Raw genomic sequence first — 14,629 nt, forward strand, 5'->3', positions numbered from 1 at the left:
GGCGGCTTAGTTAGTTTCTCGGGCTGCCGGAGCCGCTGGGCGTGGACCTGGGCGTCTCAGGCTCGGTGGGCACCAGAGCCTTGGACAGGTAGTACGTGACCGTTGAACCAGCGGCAACCTGGGTTCCGGCTGCAGGTGAGGACCGGACGAACGTTCCGGGCTGCTGGCCAATTGCACCGTTGACGGGTTCTCCGGCCACCCACTGCAGTCCGGCTCCTTCAATGGCTTGCCGGACCTGGGCTTCGTCCACCCCTGGAGCGATGGCGGGAACAGCCACCAATTCCGGGCCCTTGGAGTAGGTCACGGTGATGGTTTGCCCCGGGTCCACGGGCCCTGTGGGGTTCAGGCTGATGACGATTCCCGCAGGAGCCGTTGCATCGAAGACTTCCTTACCGTCCACGCCGAGACCCAAAGCGCGAAGCTGCCCACTGACCGTCTGGAAAGGCTGGCCCTGGTACTGCTCCGGGATGACGTTAATCTTCTGGGGCTCCGACTGAGTGGGCTGCGGCGCTTCGCTTGTCTCTGTAGGCCTGGGCGTCGGAGTAGCCGAGGTAGAGGTAGGGCTGGCACTCCGGCTGGTGCTGGTGGTGGTGGACTCACTGGGTGCGGGGTTCGGTGAGAAGAATCCCGACTGGGAAATCAGGAAACCAACCAAGGCAAACAGGACCAGGAGGATCAGGGCAACCAAGGGCCACGTCCACGGGCTGCGCTTCTTGCGTTCCGGCTCAGCGTCATCGAAGTTCTCGTCGTCGGTGTAGACCACTTCGTCGTCGTTGAGCTGCCGCTCAGCCTCAAGGGCGTTCGCACGCGTCAAGGGGTTATCAGAAGACGCGGCAGCGGCTCCCAGAGCAGCTCCGGCAGCGCCGGCGCCCAGCACCGGAAGTGCGGACGTCGCCGTCGTCGACTGCTCCTTGCCATAAGGCGAGGAGACGACGCCGGTGGGTGCCGTTGCGGTGTCCACCGGTGCCGTGATGGGTCCGGTGGTGGATTCGAACAACAGCATGCCGGGTACGGCGGCGTGTGCCGTGGCGATGTCACCATTGCGGATGGCCTCAGCGGCTTCAGCCAGCTTGATGGCATTGGCCGGACGGTTCTTGGGATCCTTAGCCAGCATGGACATCAGCAGGGCGCGCACAGGAGTTGGCAGCGTCTCCGGAAGGGGCGGCGGTGCGTCATTAACCTGGGCGAGGGCAATGGCGATCTGCGATTCGCCGGTGAACGGACGGTGCCCGGTGAGGCACTCATAACCAATGACGCCCAAGGAATAGATATCCGAGGACCCCGTAGCCGTCTGGCCCGTGGCCTGCTCCGGGGCCAAGTACTGGGCGGTACCCATCACCTGTCCGGTCTGCGTGAGTGGAACCTGATCTGCCAACCGGGCGATGCCGAAGTCCGTGACCTTGACGCGGTTGTCCGGCGTAATCAGCAGGTTTCCCGGCTTGATGTCGCGGTGGACCAAACCTTGGGCGTGAGCCACTGCCAAGGCGCGTGCTGTCTGCGAAATGATGGAGAGCGTCATGTCCGGGGACAACACCTGCTCGCGCTCAAGGATGCCGCTCAGCGGGTGTCCGGGCACAAGCTCCATCACCAGGTAGGCCGAACCGGCTTCCTCGCCGTAATCGAAGACGTTGGCGATGCCCACGTGGTTGAGGAGGGCGGTGTGACGCGCCTCGGCACGGAAGCGCTGGAGAAAACCGGGGTCACCCGTGTATTCCTCCTTGAGCACCTTGATGGCAACGATCCGGCCGAGGATCTGGTCCTTGGCCTTCCAGACCTCGCCCATGCCGCCAATCGCAATGCGACTGGTCAGCTGGAACCTGCCGCCGAGTGTGATTCCTGAAGTAGGCCTCACTTATTCAACACCGCCTCAAAAATCTTCTTTGCGTTCGGACTGGTTAGCTGGGCCCCGGTTAGCACGTCAACACTCTCCATGACAATGGTGACGGCCACTTGCGGGTCGTTTGCCGGGGCGAACCCGGTAAACCAAGAATTGTTCAAACCTGAATCGCCGAGCTCGGCGGTGCCGGTCTTACCGGCCACCTTGACGCCTGGAACGGCTGCACCCTTGGCAATGCCATTGTCCACAGCACTGGTCATCCACTCAGTGATCTGATTTGCGATGGGCTGCGTGGTGCTGGTGCGGAGCGTCTCAGGCTTGGGCTCGTTGATGACGCGCAGATCAGGCGCTCGAACGGCCTCAATCAGGTTCGGCTTCATCTGCACCCCGCCGTTGGCGATGGCTGCCGTCATCATGTTGATCTGCAGCGGTGTGGCCTTGACGTCGCGCTGACCCACCGATGACTGGGCCAACTGGGCCTGGTCCAGGTCCTCCGGGAAGACGCTGACGGCCTGCTGCAGCTTGAGTTGGTCACCGAAGTCCTGACCGAAGCCGAACTTCTGCGCCTGTTCGCGAATGGCGTCCTGGCCGAGGTCAAGCGCGATGCTGGCAAACGGGGTGTTACACGACTGCTCAAGGGCAAAGGCGAAGGACGCAGTTTCGCGGACGTTGCAGTTGCCGCCAGCGTAGTTTGGCAGGCTGGCACTGCTTCCGGGCAAGGGAAGGCTGCTGGGGTTCGGCAGCTCGCTGTCCTTGTTGTACTTGCCGGAGTTCAGGGCAGCAGCAGTATCAATGAGTTTGAAGACTGAACCAGGGGACAACAGATTGCCGGTGGGGCCGCTGACGTTCTGGTTCAGGTTGATACCGGGAATCTGGTTCAGCTGTGCGTAGTTGGCTTCCGCAGTGGTTCGGTCGTGCGTGGCGATCAAGTTGGGGTTGTATGTCGGCTTGGAAGCCATTGCCAGGATGGCGCCCGTCTTGGGGTTGGTCACCACAATGGAACCGCGCTGGCCTTCAGGAATCAGATCCATGGCCAACTGCTGGAGGGCTGGATCCAAGGTCAACTCCACGGACGCTCCCTTGGGCTCTTTGCCCAAGAACATCTGGCTCATGCGATCCAGGAACAGCTGATCGGAATTGCCTGCCAGGGTTTCCCCCATGGACTGTTCCAGGCCGGTGGAACCAAAGAACTTGGAGAAGTATCCAGTGATGCCGGCATAAAGCTCGGGCTGGTTGTACTGGCGCTGGAAGGCGCAGGACTCCGTGCCGGGAACCGACTCCGCCACCGGCTTTCCACCCACAATGATGGAGCCGCGCTCGTTGCAGAAGGAAGCCAAAACGGCGCGCTGGTTCCAAGGGTTGGCATTGAGGTCATCAGCACCAATCACCTGGACGTAGCTGATGGCGCCGAAGATCAACGCGAACATGGCGACGGCAGCCATCCAACTACTGCGAATAGCCTGGTTCATTGTTGCTTCACCGCCTCTGTTGGTGCGCTGGGTGTCTGTCCTGTGGCCGGTTTGCGTGTGCCGGGCGTGCTGCTGCTTGCCGGTGGTTTGTTGACCATGGGAGTGGTGTCCACCGGGCCGCGGGCCGTATTGGAGATCATGAGCAGCAGGCCCACGATGATCCAGTTGGCCAGAAGCGAGGAGCCGCCTGCCGCGAGGAACGGAGTGGTGAGGCCGGTCAACGGGATGAGCCGGGTAACTCCGCCGATCACCACGAAGCACTGCAGGGCAATCGCGAAGGACAGGCCACAGGCAAGAAGCTTGCCGAACGCATCGCGGGTGCCCAAAGCAGCGCGGAAGCCGCGGGTGAAGAGCAGCAGGTAAAGCATCACCACAGCGAAGAGGCCAATGAGGCCGAGTTCCTCACCGATGAGGGCAACAATCATGTCGCTGTTGGCGAACGGCACCAGGTCCGGCCTGCCCTGACCAAGGCCAGTACCCACCAGGCCGCCGTCAGCCATGCCGAACAAGCCCTCAACAATTTGCCCGCTGCCTCCGGGAGACCTGCCGAAGACCTCCGGCGTGAAGGCATTAATCCAGCTATCGATGCGGAATGCGACGTGGGAGAAGATCTGGGAGGCGATGAACCCGCCGCCCAGAATCAGCAGCAAGCCGATGACCACCCACGAGATCCGGCTGGTGGCCACGTAAATCATCACAATGAACAGGCCGAAGAAGAGGATGGAGGATCCCAGGTCCCGCTGGAAGACGAGCACACCAATGCTCACCAGCCAGGCGGTAATCATGGGGCCGAGGTCCTTGAAGCGCGGGAACTGCATGGGGCCGATCTTCCGGCCTGCCAACAGAATGAGATCGCGGTTGGAAGACAGATACCCGGCAAAGAATATGGCAAGAGTGATCTTGGCGATTTCACCGGGCTGGAACGTCATGGGGCCAACACGGATCCACACGCGGGCACCAAGGATTTCACCGGCCGAGATGCCGGGAATCAACGGGAGAAGCAGTAGGAAAGCACTGACTGCCAGGGAGATGTACGTGAAGCGGCGAAGGATCCGGTGATCCTTGAGGAACCAGATCACGGCAATGGAGACTGCCATGGCAATGAGGGTCCACCGGAGCTGGTTGTTGCCGGTATCGTCCCCGGGACCATCCATACGGTGAATCAACGCCAAGCCGAGCCCATTGAGTGCCACGACGATGGGAAGTATTACCGGGTCTGCATACTTTGCGCGGAGCCTGAGGACAACATGGAAGGCGAAAGCAGCAACGGCCAAGAGGCTGGACTGGAACCAGAAGTCGCTGTCCAACCCGACTTCCGAGTTGATGCTCACCAATGCGCTGGCACCGATGCCCACGGCAAGGGCAAGGACAATGAGCACCAGCTCAACGTTCCGGCGGGGCTTGGGGGCTATCTCAGTCTGCATCATTTGGCCGCCTCACAGGGAGTCGGGACGGGCGAAGGAGTAGGGCTGGCAACAGCAGCCGTGCTGGGAATGGGCACAGTGGCGGTAGGCGCCGGTGAAGGGGATGCCGAGCCTGTTGCAGTGGGTGTGGGTGTGGGCGTGCCCGGGCAATTCGCTGAGGCGCTGCCGGTGTTCCGGAGGTTCTCCACAATGCCTTGCGCGCTGTCGAGATCGCCCGCCGGTACTGTCTGGCGTACGCTCTGTTGGCCGTATTCCGGCAATGATTCCACCCTGATGTCGGTTACGGCTTCGAGCCGGGAAAGCTGAATGGGGCCGAGTCTCTGCGAGATCCCGTTGAAAATCGCCACCCGCTGATCGTATTCGCCCACGTAGTAGCGCGTCTGGGTCCAGGCATAGCCAAGCCACAGGCCCACCACCACGCCTAAGACAACAACGGCGGCGACGGCTGGCATCAACCAACGCACGCGACGACGCGGCGGCTCTTCGGTCTCAACACGGTCCTGCTCAGCTTTATGCGTCAGGACAGTAGCTGCCCTCCGGGCGACAGTGCGGCCGGCCACGGTAGGAATGGAACCCGTCTCCGCAGCTGTCGCGGCAGCACCAACAAGCTCATGGGGACGGCTGGCCAATTCCTCACGCAGCACTTCCGCCGACAAATGCTCGCCCAGATGCGGGTCAGTGGTGGCGGGAGGCTCTGTGGAATCGCCCTTGGATGCGCCCTCAGCGTCTTCTTGTTTGTCGTCCGGATCGCCCGCGCTGAACGAGGACCCAGCATCTGCTTCCAGAGCGGCCCGCGTACTGGGTTCGGACTTGCTGTCCTCAGCTGCCTTGGTCGCGGAAGGACCGTCGGGTGACTTGGTGGCCGTGACTGCCTCGGGCTCGTCAAGCACGGCAAGCGCCGCAGCCGGAACGACGTCGACGGCGGCCGTGTTGACGTCGTCGTCGGTCTCCTCCGCAATCTCCAACATCACTACGGTGACGTTGTCCGGGGCGCCCGCTTCCAGCGTCAGGTCAACAAGGATCTCGGCACATTCGCGCAAGTCCTTGGTCTCACGGACCATGCGCTCCACGACGTGGCCGGCTACGTAGTTGAGTCCGTCCGAGCAGAGCAGCCAGCGTTCGCCGGGCTCAACATCCAGGACGTCCAGATCCAGCTCAGGGCTGGCGTCGACGTCGCCGAGGACTCGCATCAGGACATTCTTGTGCGGATGCGTTTCAGCTTCCTCCGGGCGGAGGCGGCCTTCATCGATGAGCCGCTGCACGAACGTGTGGTCAATGCTGACCTGTTCAAACTTCTTGTTGCGAAGTCTGTAGGCACGGGAGTCGCCAATGTGGGCGAAGTGGAGCTTCCGGCCCTCTAGAAGCAGGGCTGTCACTGTGGTGCCCATGCCGGAAAGCTTGGGATTCTGGTGCACCAGCTCGGAAAGCAGGGAATTGGCGGTCTGGATCTCGTCCGCCAGGACGGTGTCCGCACCCTCCGGGTAGTCATCATGATCGAGGTGGATCATGTCCAGAACTGTTGAAGCGGAAGCGACATCGCCGCCGGCGTGACCGCCCATACCGTCGGCCACCACTGCGAGATGACGGCCCACATAGGCGGAGTCGTCATTCTTGGAGCGGATCCGTCCGACGTCGGAACGAGCGGCGTAGCGCATGATGAGCGGGCGCTCCGCAGGCTTTTCCTGGCCTTTGGGGGTCTCGGGGGAGGCCATGGACTACGGCCTCAATTCAATGACCGTCTTGCCGATTCTCACGGGGACGCCAAGCTCAACCGGCAAGGCGCGGGTGAGCTGTTGATCGGCCAGGTAGGTGCCGTTGGTGGAGCCCAGGTCCTCGATGAACCAGCGGCTGCCCTGCGGGAACAGGCGTGCGTGCCGGCCGGAAGCGTAGTCGTCCTCCAGGACCAGCGTGGCTTCCTGCGCGCGGCCCAGCAGGATGGGGCTGGCCGCGAGGGGAACCGTGGTGCCCTTGAGGGGGCCCTCAGTGACCACCAAAGTGCGGGCATGCTGGATTGCCGGCGGCGGCGAGGCCGCAAGTTCCGGATGCTTGCGGACTTCGCGCGCCGTGGGAACACCAGTGACGGCCTTTCGGCCAATCTGGAAGTCGCGGCGCATGGTGGTGACAATGCTGAAAATCAGGACCCACAACAGAAGAAGGAAACCGAAGCGGAGAGCTGTGATTGTCAGTTCGCTGATGTCGTTCACGCGTGGCCACCCGGGGTTTGGGGGAGGAGGCGGAAAATGATCTTGGTACGTCCCATCGTGATGGTTGAGCCGTCTGTGAGCTCCACGCTGCCGTTCACTTTATGTCCGTTGACGTAGCTGCCGTTGGTGGAGCCGAGATCAACGGCCCACGTGCTGCCATTCTCGGTGCGGACCTCAAGGTGCTTCCGTGAAACCCCGGTGTCGTCCACAAGAATGTCCGCTTCGGAGGAGCGGCCCAGCACCACGGACCGGGCGTTGAGGGAATACCGCTGGCCACCGATATCCAGGACTGGCTGGAGGCGGGTGGGCTGGCGTGCCGGCGCAGCCGGAACGTTGGATCGGGGAGCCTGTGGGGCAGGAGCGGCGTCATCGGATGATTTCTCTGTCCGGGAAGTGATCTCAAAATGTCCGGCACGTTCTTCGTCGTTGCGACGGAACGAAATGCGGACGGCGCCTTGGAGCGTGTAGCCCTGGCTCCGGACATGCTGGATAACAACGTCACAAAGTTCCTCTGCCAGCGGGGTTCCCCATTCCTGGGCCCGGGCAAAGTCCTCGTCACTGAGCAGGACATCAAAAACATTCGGAGCCAGCGTCCGTCCGGCAGCGATGGTGATGGACTTGTTGTCCAACTCGCGCCTCAGCTTGCTTGCAATCTCCACTGGCTCAACACGTGCCCGCGACCCCGTGGAGAAGACGTTGCGGACGGCCTTTTCAATGCCGCGCTCGACTTTGTCCAGCAAACCCATGGTCCTTCTCCTTTCCTTGCCGCGGCACCCGTTGTGCCTGGTCCGATAGTCCGCCCATTGCTCCGTCCGCGCACACAGCGAAGTACGCGCCTGACGGCCCTTCCACTTCCCGATACTACTGGGACTGACTGGGAATGGCCTTAATCCACAACGCCTTGCGACCCAGAAAAGTTCGTTTCCGGCCCATGGTGGCGCGGGAGGCGGGGGCTGAAATTTTAGTGAGGTTCAGCTGTTGTTGGGGCAGTCCGGGTCTGTTCACAGGCTCCTCGCAGTGGTCGATTGGTGTTTTGCTCCGGATGTCCGTTATGCTTGATCTCGCTGCTTTTGAAGGAAACGAAGCTGGGAGACCAGTGGAAGTCCGGAAAAAGAAGTTGCGCGCGAGTGGCGGAACGGCAGACGCGCTGGCTTCAGGTGCCAGTATCCGAAAGGGTGTGGGGGTTCAAATCCCCCCTCGCGCACGCAAGTGAAAGAGCCCCGGTCTTAGGATCGGGGCTCTTTTGTTTTTCCGCGCCCAAGTAGGTAGCAGTTGAGGCCGTTCTGAGCGCTGGGAACGACCTCAACTGCGACCTAGTTGGGTGGGGCTACGGAACTTGCCGCTTCAGCGCTCGTCCCAGTCGCGCAGCCGCTTCCTCCAGCTTTGACTCCGCAACGTCGCCGTACGCCAGGCGCAGGTGCCGGTCAGCGTCCGTTCCGGGCCCCGAGGGGAAGAACGAACCCCGCTGGTACTCCACCCCTTCTGCGCTGGCATCAGCGGCGAGTTGCTCTGGGTCCACGGAGTCGTCTGCCAGTTTGGGCCAGAGGAACAGTCCGCCGTCCGGGAGAACAGTCTCAAAAGCTCCCGGAGCTTCCCGGTGCAGCGCGGCGACCAGCGTTTCGGCGCGGTTCCGGTACAGGGCGCGGGCCCGGTCCAGGGTTGCGTCGAAGATTTCGGGGTCGGATGTGACCAGTTCCCCGATGATGGCCTGGACCAGCGTGGAGCTGTGGGAATCCTGGCGGCTGCGCAAAGCCACCAGATCACGTGCCAGGCGCTCTGGTGCCACGGTCCAACCAAGGCGCAATCCAGGCCCCAGTGTCTTGGTGAAGGTGTTGATGTGGAGGACGTGGTCAGAGTTATTGAACTCCTCCACACTTTCCTGCTCGCCGGCAAAGCGAAGCTCACGGTAGGGGTTGTCCGCCAGGACCACGAATCCGTAGTGTTCCGCCAGCCGCACGAGTTCTTTCCGGGCCTCTCCGGACAGCGTGCCTTGGGATGGGTTGTGGAAGTCCGGCACTGTATATAGGGCGGATGGTCGGGCACCGCCCCTGAGCTGGTCCGAGAGATGATCGACGTCCAGGCCCTGCGGACCTACGAATACCGGCAGGGTCCTTGCATCAGAGAGCTGGAGCCCGCGGAGGAACAGCGGGAAAATCGGGTTGTCCACGGCCACCAGGTCGCCGCGTTCCACCACGGACTGGATGGCCAAGGAAAGTCCATGGAAGCCGCCGTTGGTGATGAGGATCCGGTCAACGGAGACGCCTTCGCGTTCTGCGATCCACTCCCGCAGCGGCGAAATACCCTCTGTCCGTGAGTATTGGAGCGCAGGGACGCCGGGCTTGGCCAGCACACGTGCTGTGGCGGCAGCCAATTCCTCCGTTGGGAGGACGCTGGGATCCGGAATGCCACCAAGAAGCTCGATGGCATCTGCCCGACGATCACGCAGCGTCTGGTCCCCAAAGCCCTTGGGGGCGGTAAAGGCCTCGATGAGTGCGGGCCGACGGGTGGATATCAGGTTCACGGTCATGCTGTTGCCTTCGCTAGTTGTTGGTCGGCTGCCGGCTCCGGGGCCACGGACGCCAGGGGAATCGCCTCAAGGAGGGCGCGGGTATAGGGATGCTGCGGTCGGTGGAAGATCTCCTCCACAGGACCGTCCTCCACCACTTGGCCGCGCCGCAGGACCGATACGGAGTCAGCTACCTGCCGCACCAGCGCAAGATCGTGCGAGACGAACAAGTACGTCAGGCCCAGCTCACGTTGCAGTTTGGACAGCAGCTCAAGGATTCCCGCTTGAACGCTGACGTCCAGCGCGGAGGTGGGTTCATCCAAAACCACGACGTCGGGCCGCACCACCAGCGCCCGGGCGATCGCCACCCGTTGCCGCTGGCCGCCGGACAGGTGTGCGGGCCGCCTTGAAGCCACCTCGGACGGTAGGCCCACGGCTTCCAAAGCCTCGCGAACCCGCTGGGCACGCTCTGCCTTGGTGCCTACACCAAACTGATCCAGTGGTTCGCGGACAATCCTGCCCACTCGCCACGTGGGGTCAAGGGACGTGAAGGGGTTCTGGTAGACCAGTTGGAGGTGGCGGCGGATCTCGCGGACATCGGCCCTGGAACGGCCCGACGTCGATTGGCCCGCTACCGTAATATCCCCACCGTCCGGCTGTTCAAGACCCAGCAACAGCCGGACCGCGGTGGTTTTACCGGACCCGGACTCGCCGACGAGCGCGTGCGTCCGCCCGCGTTCCACGGAGAAGGACACCCCCTCGCAGGCGAGGACGTCCTTTCCGCCGGCCGAGAAGCGCTTGGTCACACCACGGACATCGATCTGGAGCCCGGCGTCCGGCGCGCTGGACGTCGGGGTGCGGGAGCCGCCGTCGTGCGCTGGTGTCAAGGTGATGCGCTGGTTCCTGTACCGGTCCGGGTGGAGTGCCGGGACGTCGGCCTGAAGGCTCCGCGCGTAGTCGGTGGCAGGCGAAGCGAATACTTCCAGGGACGGTCCACTTTCCTGCACCGAGCCGTCCTTCAGCACCACCAGGGAATCGGCGCGCTCGGCGGCAATCGCGAGGTCGTGCGTGATGAGGAGCAGGCTGATGTCCAGCTCGCGGCGGAGCTCGGTCAGCATGTCCAGGATGAGCTTCTGGACCGTCACGTCCAAGGCGGAAGTTGGTTCGTCAGCCACGATCAGCGCCGGACGAGGCAACACCGTGAGCGCGATCAGCACGCGCTGGAGCATGCCGCCGGAGAGCTGGTGCGGGTAGGAATCGTAAACCCGGGCAGGGTCCGGGAGGCCCACTTGTTCCAGTACGTCCAGGATTTTCGTGCGGCGGACCGTTGGATCTGTTTCGCCGAGCAGCGCGGCGGCCTCGTGAGCCTGTGCGCCGATGGTTCGCACGGGGTTCAATGCCGATGCAGGGTCCTGGGGGATGAAGCCCAGTTCCCGGCCGCGGAGGGGACGGAAATGCTTCTCGGGCAGCGCCAGGACATCCTGTCCGTTGAGCGCTACACGCCCCGTGGCCGTCGCTTCTCCGTGGGGAAGCAACCGGAGGATGGCCTTGGCGATGGTGGACTTGCCCGATCCCGACTCTCCGATGAGCGCCAGGCTCTCGCCTTTGGCTACAGAAAAGGAGACGTCATGGACCACCGCGGTGGGACCGTAGGCGATGGACAAGCCTTGCACTGTTAATAGGTCTGCGGACACGTTGCGGTCCTTGGTGTTCAGGGTCATGTCATTTCGCCTTTCGCAGCCAGCGGCTGATGCGGTTGACGGACAGTACGGTGACCACGATGACCAGCGCCGGCGCGTACACGAGCCATGGAGCGGTTACGTAGGTTTTGCCCGAGGCCACCAGGAGACCCCAGTCGGAGGCCGGGGGCGGATCGCCGTAGCCCAGGAAGGCCAGCGAGGCGATGATCAGGATGGACGTGCCGAACTGGAGCACCGCCAGTACCAGAACGGACCTGTAGGCGTTGGGAAGGATGTGGCCGAGCAGGGCGTGCAGCCGGTTTCCGCCTTCCAGATAGGACGCCTCCACGTACGTGGCGTTGCGGACGCGCATCACTTCCGCGCGCATCAACCGTGCAAAGACCGCGACGGCAGACACTCCGGTGGCGATGGCGGCGTTGATGGTTTGGAAACCCAGCGAACTGACGATGACCACGGCCAGCAGGAATCCGGGGATGGCAAGGAGGACATCAACGAACCGGCCCAGGACGGAGTCCAGCCAGCCGCCGCGGAATCCGCTGGCGAGCCCAATGATGCTGCCCACTATCAATCCGATGAGCACCGCAACCAAAGCGCTGGTGACGGAGGACGCCGTGCCGTAGACGACGCGTGCGTACTGGTCGCGCCCGAGGTAGTCCGTGCCGAACCAGTGTGCGGCACTCGGTGCCGCCAGCTTGCTCGCGGTATCGCCCGTGACCGGGCTGAACGATGTGAAGAAACCCGGGACAAGTGACCACAGGATGACCAGCAGGACCACCGCGAAGGACAGGATCACGGTGACTGGAGGCAGTCCCGCGGTGAGCTTCTTGGATGCTGTTCCAACATTGCGCAGTTGGGTGTAGCCAAGCGTGGCAGTCATGCGCCCACCTTCTCCCGGAGTTTTACGCGCGGATCGAGCAATGGCGACGCGAGGTCGGCCACGAGATTGACGGCCACGAAGACCACGGCCGAGAGGGAGACCACGGCTTGAAGCACTGGTTGGTCTTCTCCCGTCACCGCTTTCTGGACAACGGTGCCGATGCCGTCACGGCCGAAGATCGTCTCGGTAATAACGGAGCCACCCAGAAGCTCGCCGACAATGAGCGCCACCATGGCCACGGAGGGCAGGGCCGACGGCTTCACCAGATGTTTGGAGAAGAGCTTGGCCTCGGTAAGACCCCGGGACCTGGCCACCAGGGCGTACTCCTGCCGGGATTCGTGGTCCAAGCTCGCAATCAAGACCTCGGCCAGCGGTGCGGAGACCGGAATGGCCAAAGTGACTGCTGCGAACAGCGTTGCCACCGGGCTGTTGGGATCTGTGGTGGTGAAGGAATGCAGCCGGAAAGCAAAGAACTCGATCAGCACCAGGCCGATCACGAAGTTGGGAACCGACAGGAAGAACGAAGGAATGGAGCGGACGATAGCTGCCCACTTGCCTGGCAGATACTGGGCGCCATACGCGATGACCACTGCGAAAACAATGGCGATAAGCAGCGCGCTGGTGGCAAGAGTGAGCGTGGAAGGCAACGCGTCTCCCACGATCTGGGAGACCGGAAGGTTGGACTGAAGCGAGAATCCCAGCTCTCCCGTGAGGAACCGTCCCAGGGAGAGCAGCAGCTGCACGATCACGGGCTGGTCCAAGCCGTAGAACGCCACGATCCGCTGGATGTCTTCCTCGCTCAGTCCGTGCTGCGGGTCCCGGAGGGTGTTGGTGATGGCGTCACCGGGGAGGACGCTGATCACCAGGAACGTGAGGACATAGGCCAGAAGAACGACGACGACCGCCTGACCCGCGCGGGTCAACGCAAAGCGCTTGTAATCGCTGGTCACTGCGAGATCCAAGCGGTGTAGAAGTTGGCGTACGCAAGGCCGTTGTACTGGACATCCTTGATCTTCGGGCTGATCAGGTAGAGGCGCTGGACGAGCTGGTTAAGAGGGATAAAGTAGCCCTGCTCCAGGACGTATTGCTGGAGCTCGTCGGCGACCTTCTCGCGGGATGCCCGGTCCGAAGCCGTGGCGATCGCAGTGGAGAGGTCGTTGAGCTTCTGATCGCTGGTTCCAAGTCCGAACCAGTCTTCGCCCTTGTTCTGGCTTGTCAGGACTCCGGCCACCGTACCGACGTCGACGAAGCTGCGTGAGGTCTGGAACAGCGGCGGCTTGCTGGCCTGCACAGCCGCGTAGCCGGCAACGTCCACAACCTTGAGGTTGACCTTGATACCCACCTTCTTGAGCTGCTGGGCGATGAGCTCGTCCTCGGCCTTGGTGGACGGTACATAGGGGTTCGGAGTGAGGGTGAATTCGAGGGTCTTGCCGTCCTTGGTGCGGTAGCCATCCGATCCGGAAGCCCAGCCGGCGTCGTCCAGGAGCTTGTTGGCTTTGTCGGCGTCGAACGTGAAGGAGTCGCTGAACTCGCCTGCTTCCGGGACGTTGCCTTGGATGAACGTGGTGGCCGCGTTCCAGTCGCTGGTGTAGACGGTCTTGAGGATCTCTTCGCGGTCAATGCCGTGCTGGATAGCCTTGCGAACGGCGGGATCGTTGGTGGGGAAGGCCTGCGTGTTCACCTGGAAACCGTCCACAAACCCCAGGTAGCGCGGCGTACCCACCGTGAAGCCCTGTGCCTTGAGCGACTCGATTTCCTGCGGCTCAACGTTGAAGGCAACCTCGGCCTGGCCGGAAACCACCGTGGAGGTCCGGACTGATGTGTCCTTGATGACCTTGTACGTGATGGTGTCCAGGCGTGCCGGACCGGTGTGGCCGAGCGCTGCCGGACCCCAGTTGTAGTCCTTGCGCTTCTCCAGGACGTAGCTGTCACCCTGCTTCCAGGACTTGACCACAAACGGGCCGCTGCCGATCTCCTGGCTGAGGTCCGCCTGGGCTTCCACCGGCAGAGCCAAGGTTTTCGGGGAGAGCAGGATGCAGCCGTGGTACGCCAGCGTGGCGATGAAGCCCAGTGCGGGAGAGGAGAAGGCCACCTTCACCGTTTCCGCATCCGAGGCCTCTGCCGACACGAAGTTACTGGAAGGGAAGAGGCCCACCTTGCTGATACCACGCGTGGAATCACCCTTGGCCCAGGCATTGAGGTTGGCGACCACGGCCGCTGCATCCAGCGGTGTCCCGTCGGAGAAGGTCACGCCCTTCTTCAGGTGGATCACGAAGTCCTTGGCGCCGTTGAGCTCTTCCCAGCTCTCAGCAACCCACGGGCTCAACTCGCCCTTCTCATTGACGTACACCAGCTTGTCCGTGATCTGGCCCCAGAGGTTGCCCTCATAGCTGGAGATGGACGTCTTGCTGGAGACCCAGCCGGTGTCGTAGCCCTGGATGAGGAAGGTGATGTTGCCGCCGTCCACGGGAGTTGTGGAACCTGCACCGGTGCTGGCCGTTGTGCCGCCGCACGCGGTGACCAGGGCCGAGGTGGACAGTGCGCCGAGGCCTGCAAGGAAGGCCCGCCTGCGGAATTCGGGGGTGCTAAAGGTACTCATTGGGTGTGCTCCT

General features: G+C 62.8%; 11 protein-coding genes and 1 tRNA gene. 1 reads left to right on the forward strand and 11 read right to left on the reverse strand.

Translation table 11 applies throughout. The features are described from left to right. Positions 1–10: 10 nt before the first annotated feature. The 6 genes from ACIQH5_RS14385 to ACIQH5_RS14410 are packed head-to-tail and all read right to left on the reverse strand — an operon-like array spanning position 11 to position 7,680. Positions 11–1,852 carry a protein kinase gene (locus tag ACIQH5_RS14385; protein WP_400404445.1) on the reverse strand — a complete coding sequence of 614 codons (1,842 nt, stop codon included), beginning with the start codon at positions 1,850–1,852 and terminating at the stop codon, positions 11–13. Next, positions 1,849–3,306: a penicillin-binding transpeptidase domain-containing protein gene (locus ACIQH5_RS14390; protein WP_400404447.1), complete on the reverse strand. Its 1,458-nt coding sequence runs from the start codon at positions 3,304–3,306 to the stop codon at positions 1,849–1,851. The genes ACIQH5_RS14385 and ACIQH5_RS14390 overlap by 4 nt, the downstream gene beginning before the upstream one ends. Continuing rightward, complete coding sequence (locus ACIQH5_RS14395) at positions 3,303–4,733, reverse strand: FtsW/RodA/SpoVE family cell cycle protein (protein WP_400404450.1); 1,431 nt, start codon at positions 4,731–4,733, stop codon at positions 3,303–3,305. The genes ACIQH5_RS14390 and ACIQH5_RS14395 overlap by 4 nt, the downstream gene beginning before the upstream one ends. Continuing rightward, positions 4,730–6,442 carry a PP2C family protein-serine/threonine phosphatase gene (locus ACIQH5_RS14400; protein ID WP_400404452.1) on the reverse strand — a complete coding sequence of 571 codons (1,713 nt, stop codon included), beginning with the start codon at positions 6,440–6,442 and terminating at the stop codon, positions 4,730–4,732. The genes ACIQH5_RS14395 and ACIQH5_RS14400 overlap by 4 nt, the downstream gene beginning before the upstream one ends. Positions 6,443–6,445: 3 nt before the next feature. Then, positions 6,446–6,925: an FHA domain-containing protein gene (locus tag ACIQH5_RS14405; protein ID WP_024818875.1), complete on the reverse strand. Its 480-nt coding sequence runs from the start codon at positions 6,923–6,925 to the stop codon at positions 6,446–6,448. A gap of 5 nt (positions 6,926–6,930) precedes the next feature. After that, complete coding sequence (locus ACIQH5_RS14410) at positions 6,931–7,680, reverse strand: FhaA domain-containing protein (protein WP_400404454.1); 750 nt, start codon at positions 7,678–7,680, stop codon at positions 6,931–6,933. A 375-nt stretch (positions 7,681–8,055) separates the two neighbouring features. On the opposite strand from ACIQH5_RS14410, the gene ACIQH5_RS14415 reads away from it, so the two are divergent. Then, a tRNA-Leu gene (locus ACIQH5_RS14415) sits at positions 8,056–8,138 on the forward strand. Positions 8,139–8,261: 123 nt separating this feature from the next. Here the strand turns inward: ACIQH5_RS14415 and ACIQH5_RS14420 are convergent. The 5 genes from ACIQH5_RS14420 to ACIQH5_RS14440 are packed head-to-tail and all read right to left on the reverse strand — an operon-like array spanning position 8,262 to position 14,616. Continuing rightward, positions 8,262–9,461, reverse strand: coding sequence for a PLP-dependent aminotransferase family protein (locus ACIQH5_RS14420; protein ID WP_400404456.1), 1,200 nt, complete (start codon positions 9,459–9,461; stop codon positions 8,262–8,264). Continuing rightward, positions 9,458–11,161, reverse strand: coding sequence for an ABC transporter ATP-binding protein (locus tag ACIQH5_RS14425; protein ID WP_400404458.1), 1,704 nt, complete (start codon positions 11,159–11,161; stop codon positions 9,458–9,460). The genes ACIQH5_RS14420 and ACIQH5_RS14425 overlap by 4 nt, the downstream gene beginning before the upstream one ends. A gap of 1 nt (position 11,162) precedes the next feature. After that, a complete protein-coding gene (locus tag ACIQH5_RS14430) occupies positions 11,163–12,017 on the reverse strand; it encodes an ABC transporter permease (protein WP_400404460.1) in 855 nt (284 codons plus the stop codon). Beyond that, positions 12,014–12,967 carry an ABC transporter permease gene (locus tag ACIQH5_RS14435; protein ID WP_400404462.1) on the reverse strand — a complete coding sequence of 318 codons (954 nt, stop codon included), beginning with the start codon at positions 12,965–12,967 and terminating at the stop codon, positions 12,014–12,016. The genes ACIQH5_RS14430 and ACIQH5_RS14435 overlap by 4 nt, the downstream gene beginning before the upstream one ends. Further along, positions 12,964–14,616, reverse strand: coding sequence for an ABC transporter substrate-binding protein (locus ACIQH5_RS14440; RefSeq protein ID WP_400404464.1), 1,653 nt, complete (start codon positions 14,614–14,616; stop codon positions 12,964–12,966). The genes ACIQH5_RS14435 and ACIQH5_RS14440 overlap by 4 nt, the downstream gene beginning before the upstream one ends. Positions 14,617–14,629 lie beyond the last annotated feature (13 nt).

Source organism: Paenarthrobacter sp. NPDC091711, assembly GCF_044756605.1.
Classification (GTDB): Bacteria; Actinomycetota; Actinomycetes; order Actinomycetales; family Micrococcaceae; genus Arthrobacter.

What these genes read in the sequence shown, in the direction of transcription:
- ACIQH5_RS14395 (WP_400404450.1), bottom strand. Translation starts at nt 4,733, where the DNA reads ATGATGCAGACTGAGATAGCCCCCAAGCCCCGCCGGAACGTTGAGCTG.
- ACIQH5_RS14425 (WP_400404458.1), bottom strand. Translation starts at nt 11,161, where the DNA reads ATGACCCTGAACACCAAGGACCGCAACGTGTCCGCAGACCTATTAACA.
- ACIQH5_RS14440 (WP_400404464.1), bottom strand. Translation starts at nt 14,616, where the DNA reads ATGAGTACCTTTAGCACCCCCGAATTCCGCAGGCGGGCCTTCCTTGCA.
- ACIQH5_RS14390 (WP_400404447.1), bottom strand. Translation starts at nt 3,306, where the DNA reads ATGAACCAGGCTATTCGCAGTAGTTGGATGGCTGCCGTCGCCATGTTC.
- ACIQH5_RS14410 (WP_400404454.1), bottom strand. Translation starts at nt 7,680, where the DNA reads ATGGGTTTGCTGGACAAAGTCGAGCGCGGCATTGAAAAGGCCGTCCGC.
- ACIQH5_RS14420 (WP_400404456.1), bottom strand. Translation starts at nt 9,461, where the DNA reads ATGACCGTGAACCTGATATCCACCCGTCGGCCCGCACTCATCGAGGCC.
- ACIQH5_RS14430 (WP_400404460.1), bottom strand. Translation starts at nt 12,017, where the DNA reads ATGACTGCCACGCTTGGCTACACCCAACTGCGCAATGTTGGAACAGCA.
- ACIQH5_RS14400 (WP_400404452.1), bottom strand. Translation starts at nt 6,442, where the DNA reads ATGGCCTCCCCCGAGACCCCCAAAGGCCAGGAAAAGCCTGCGGAGCGC.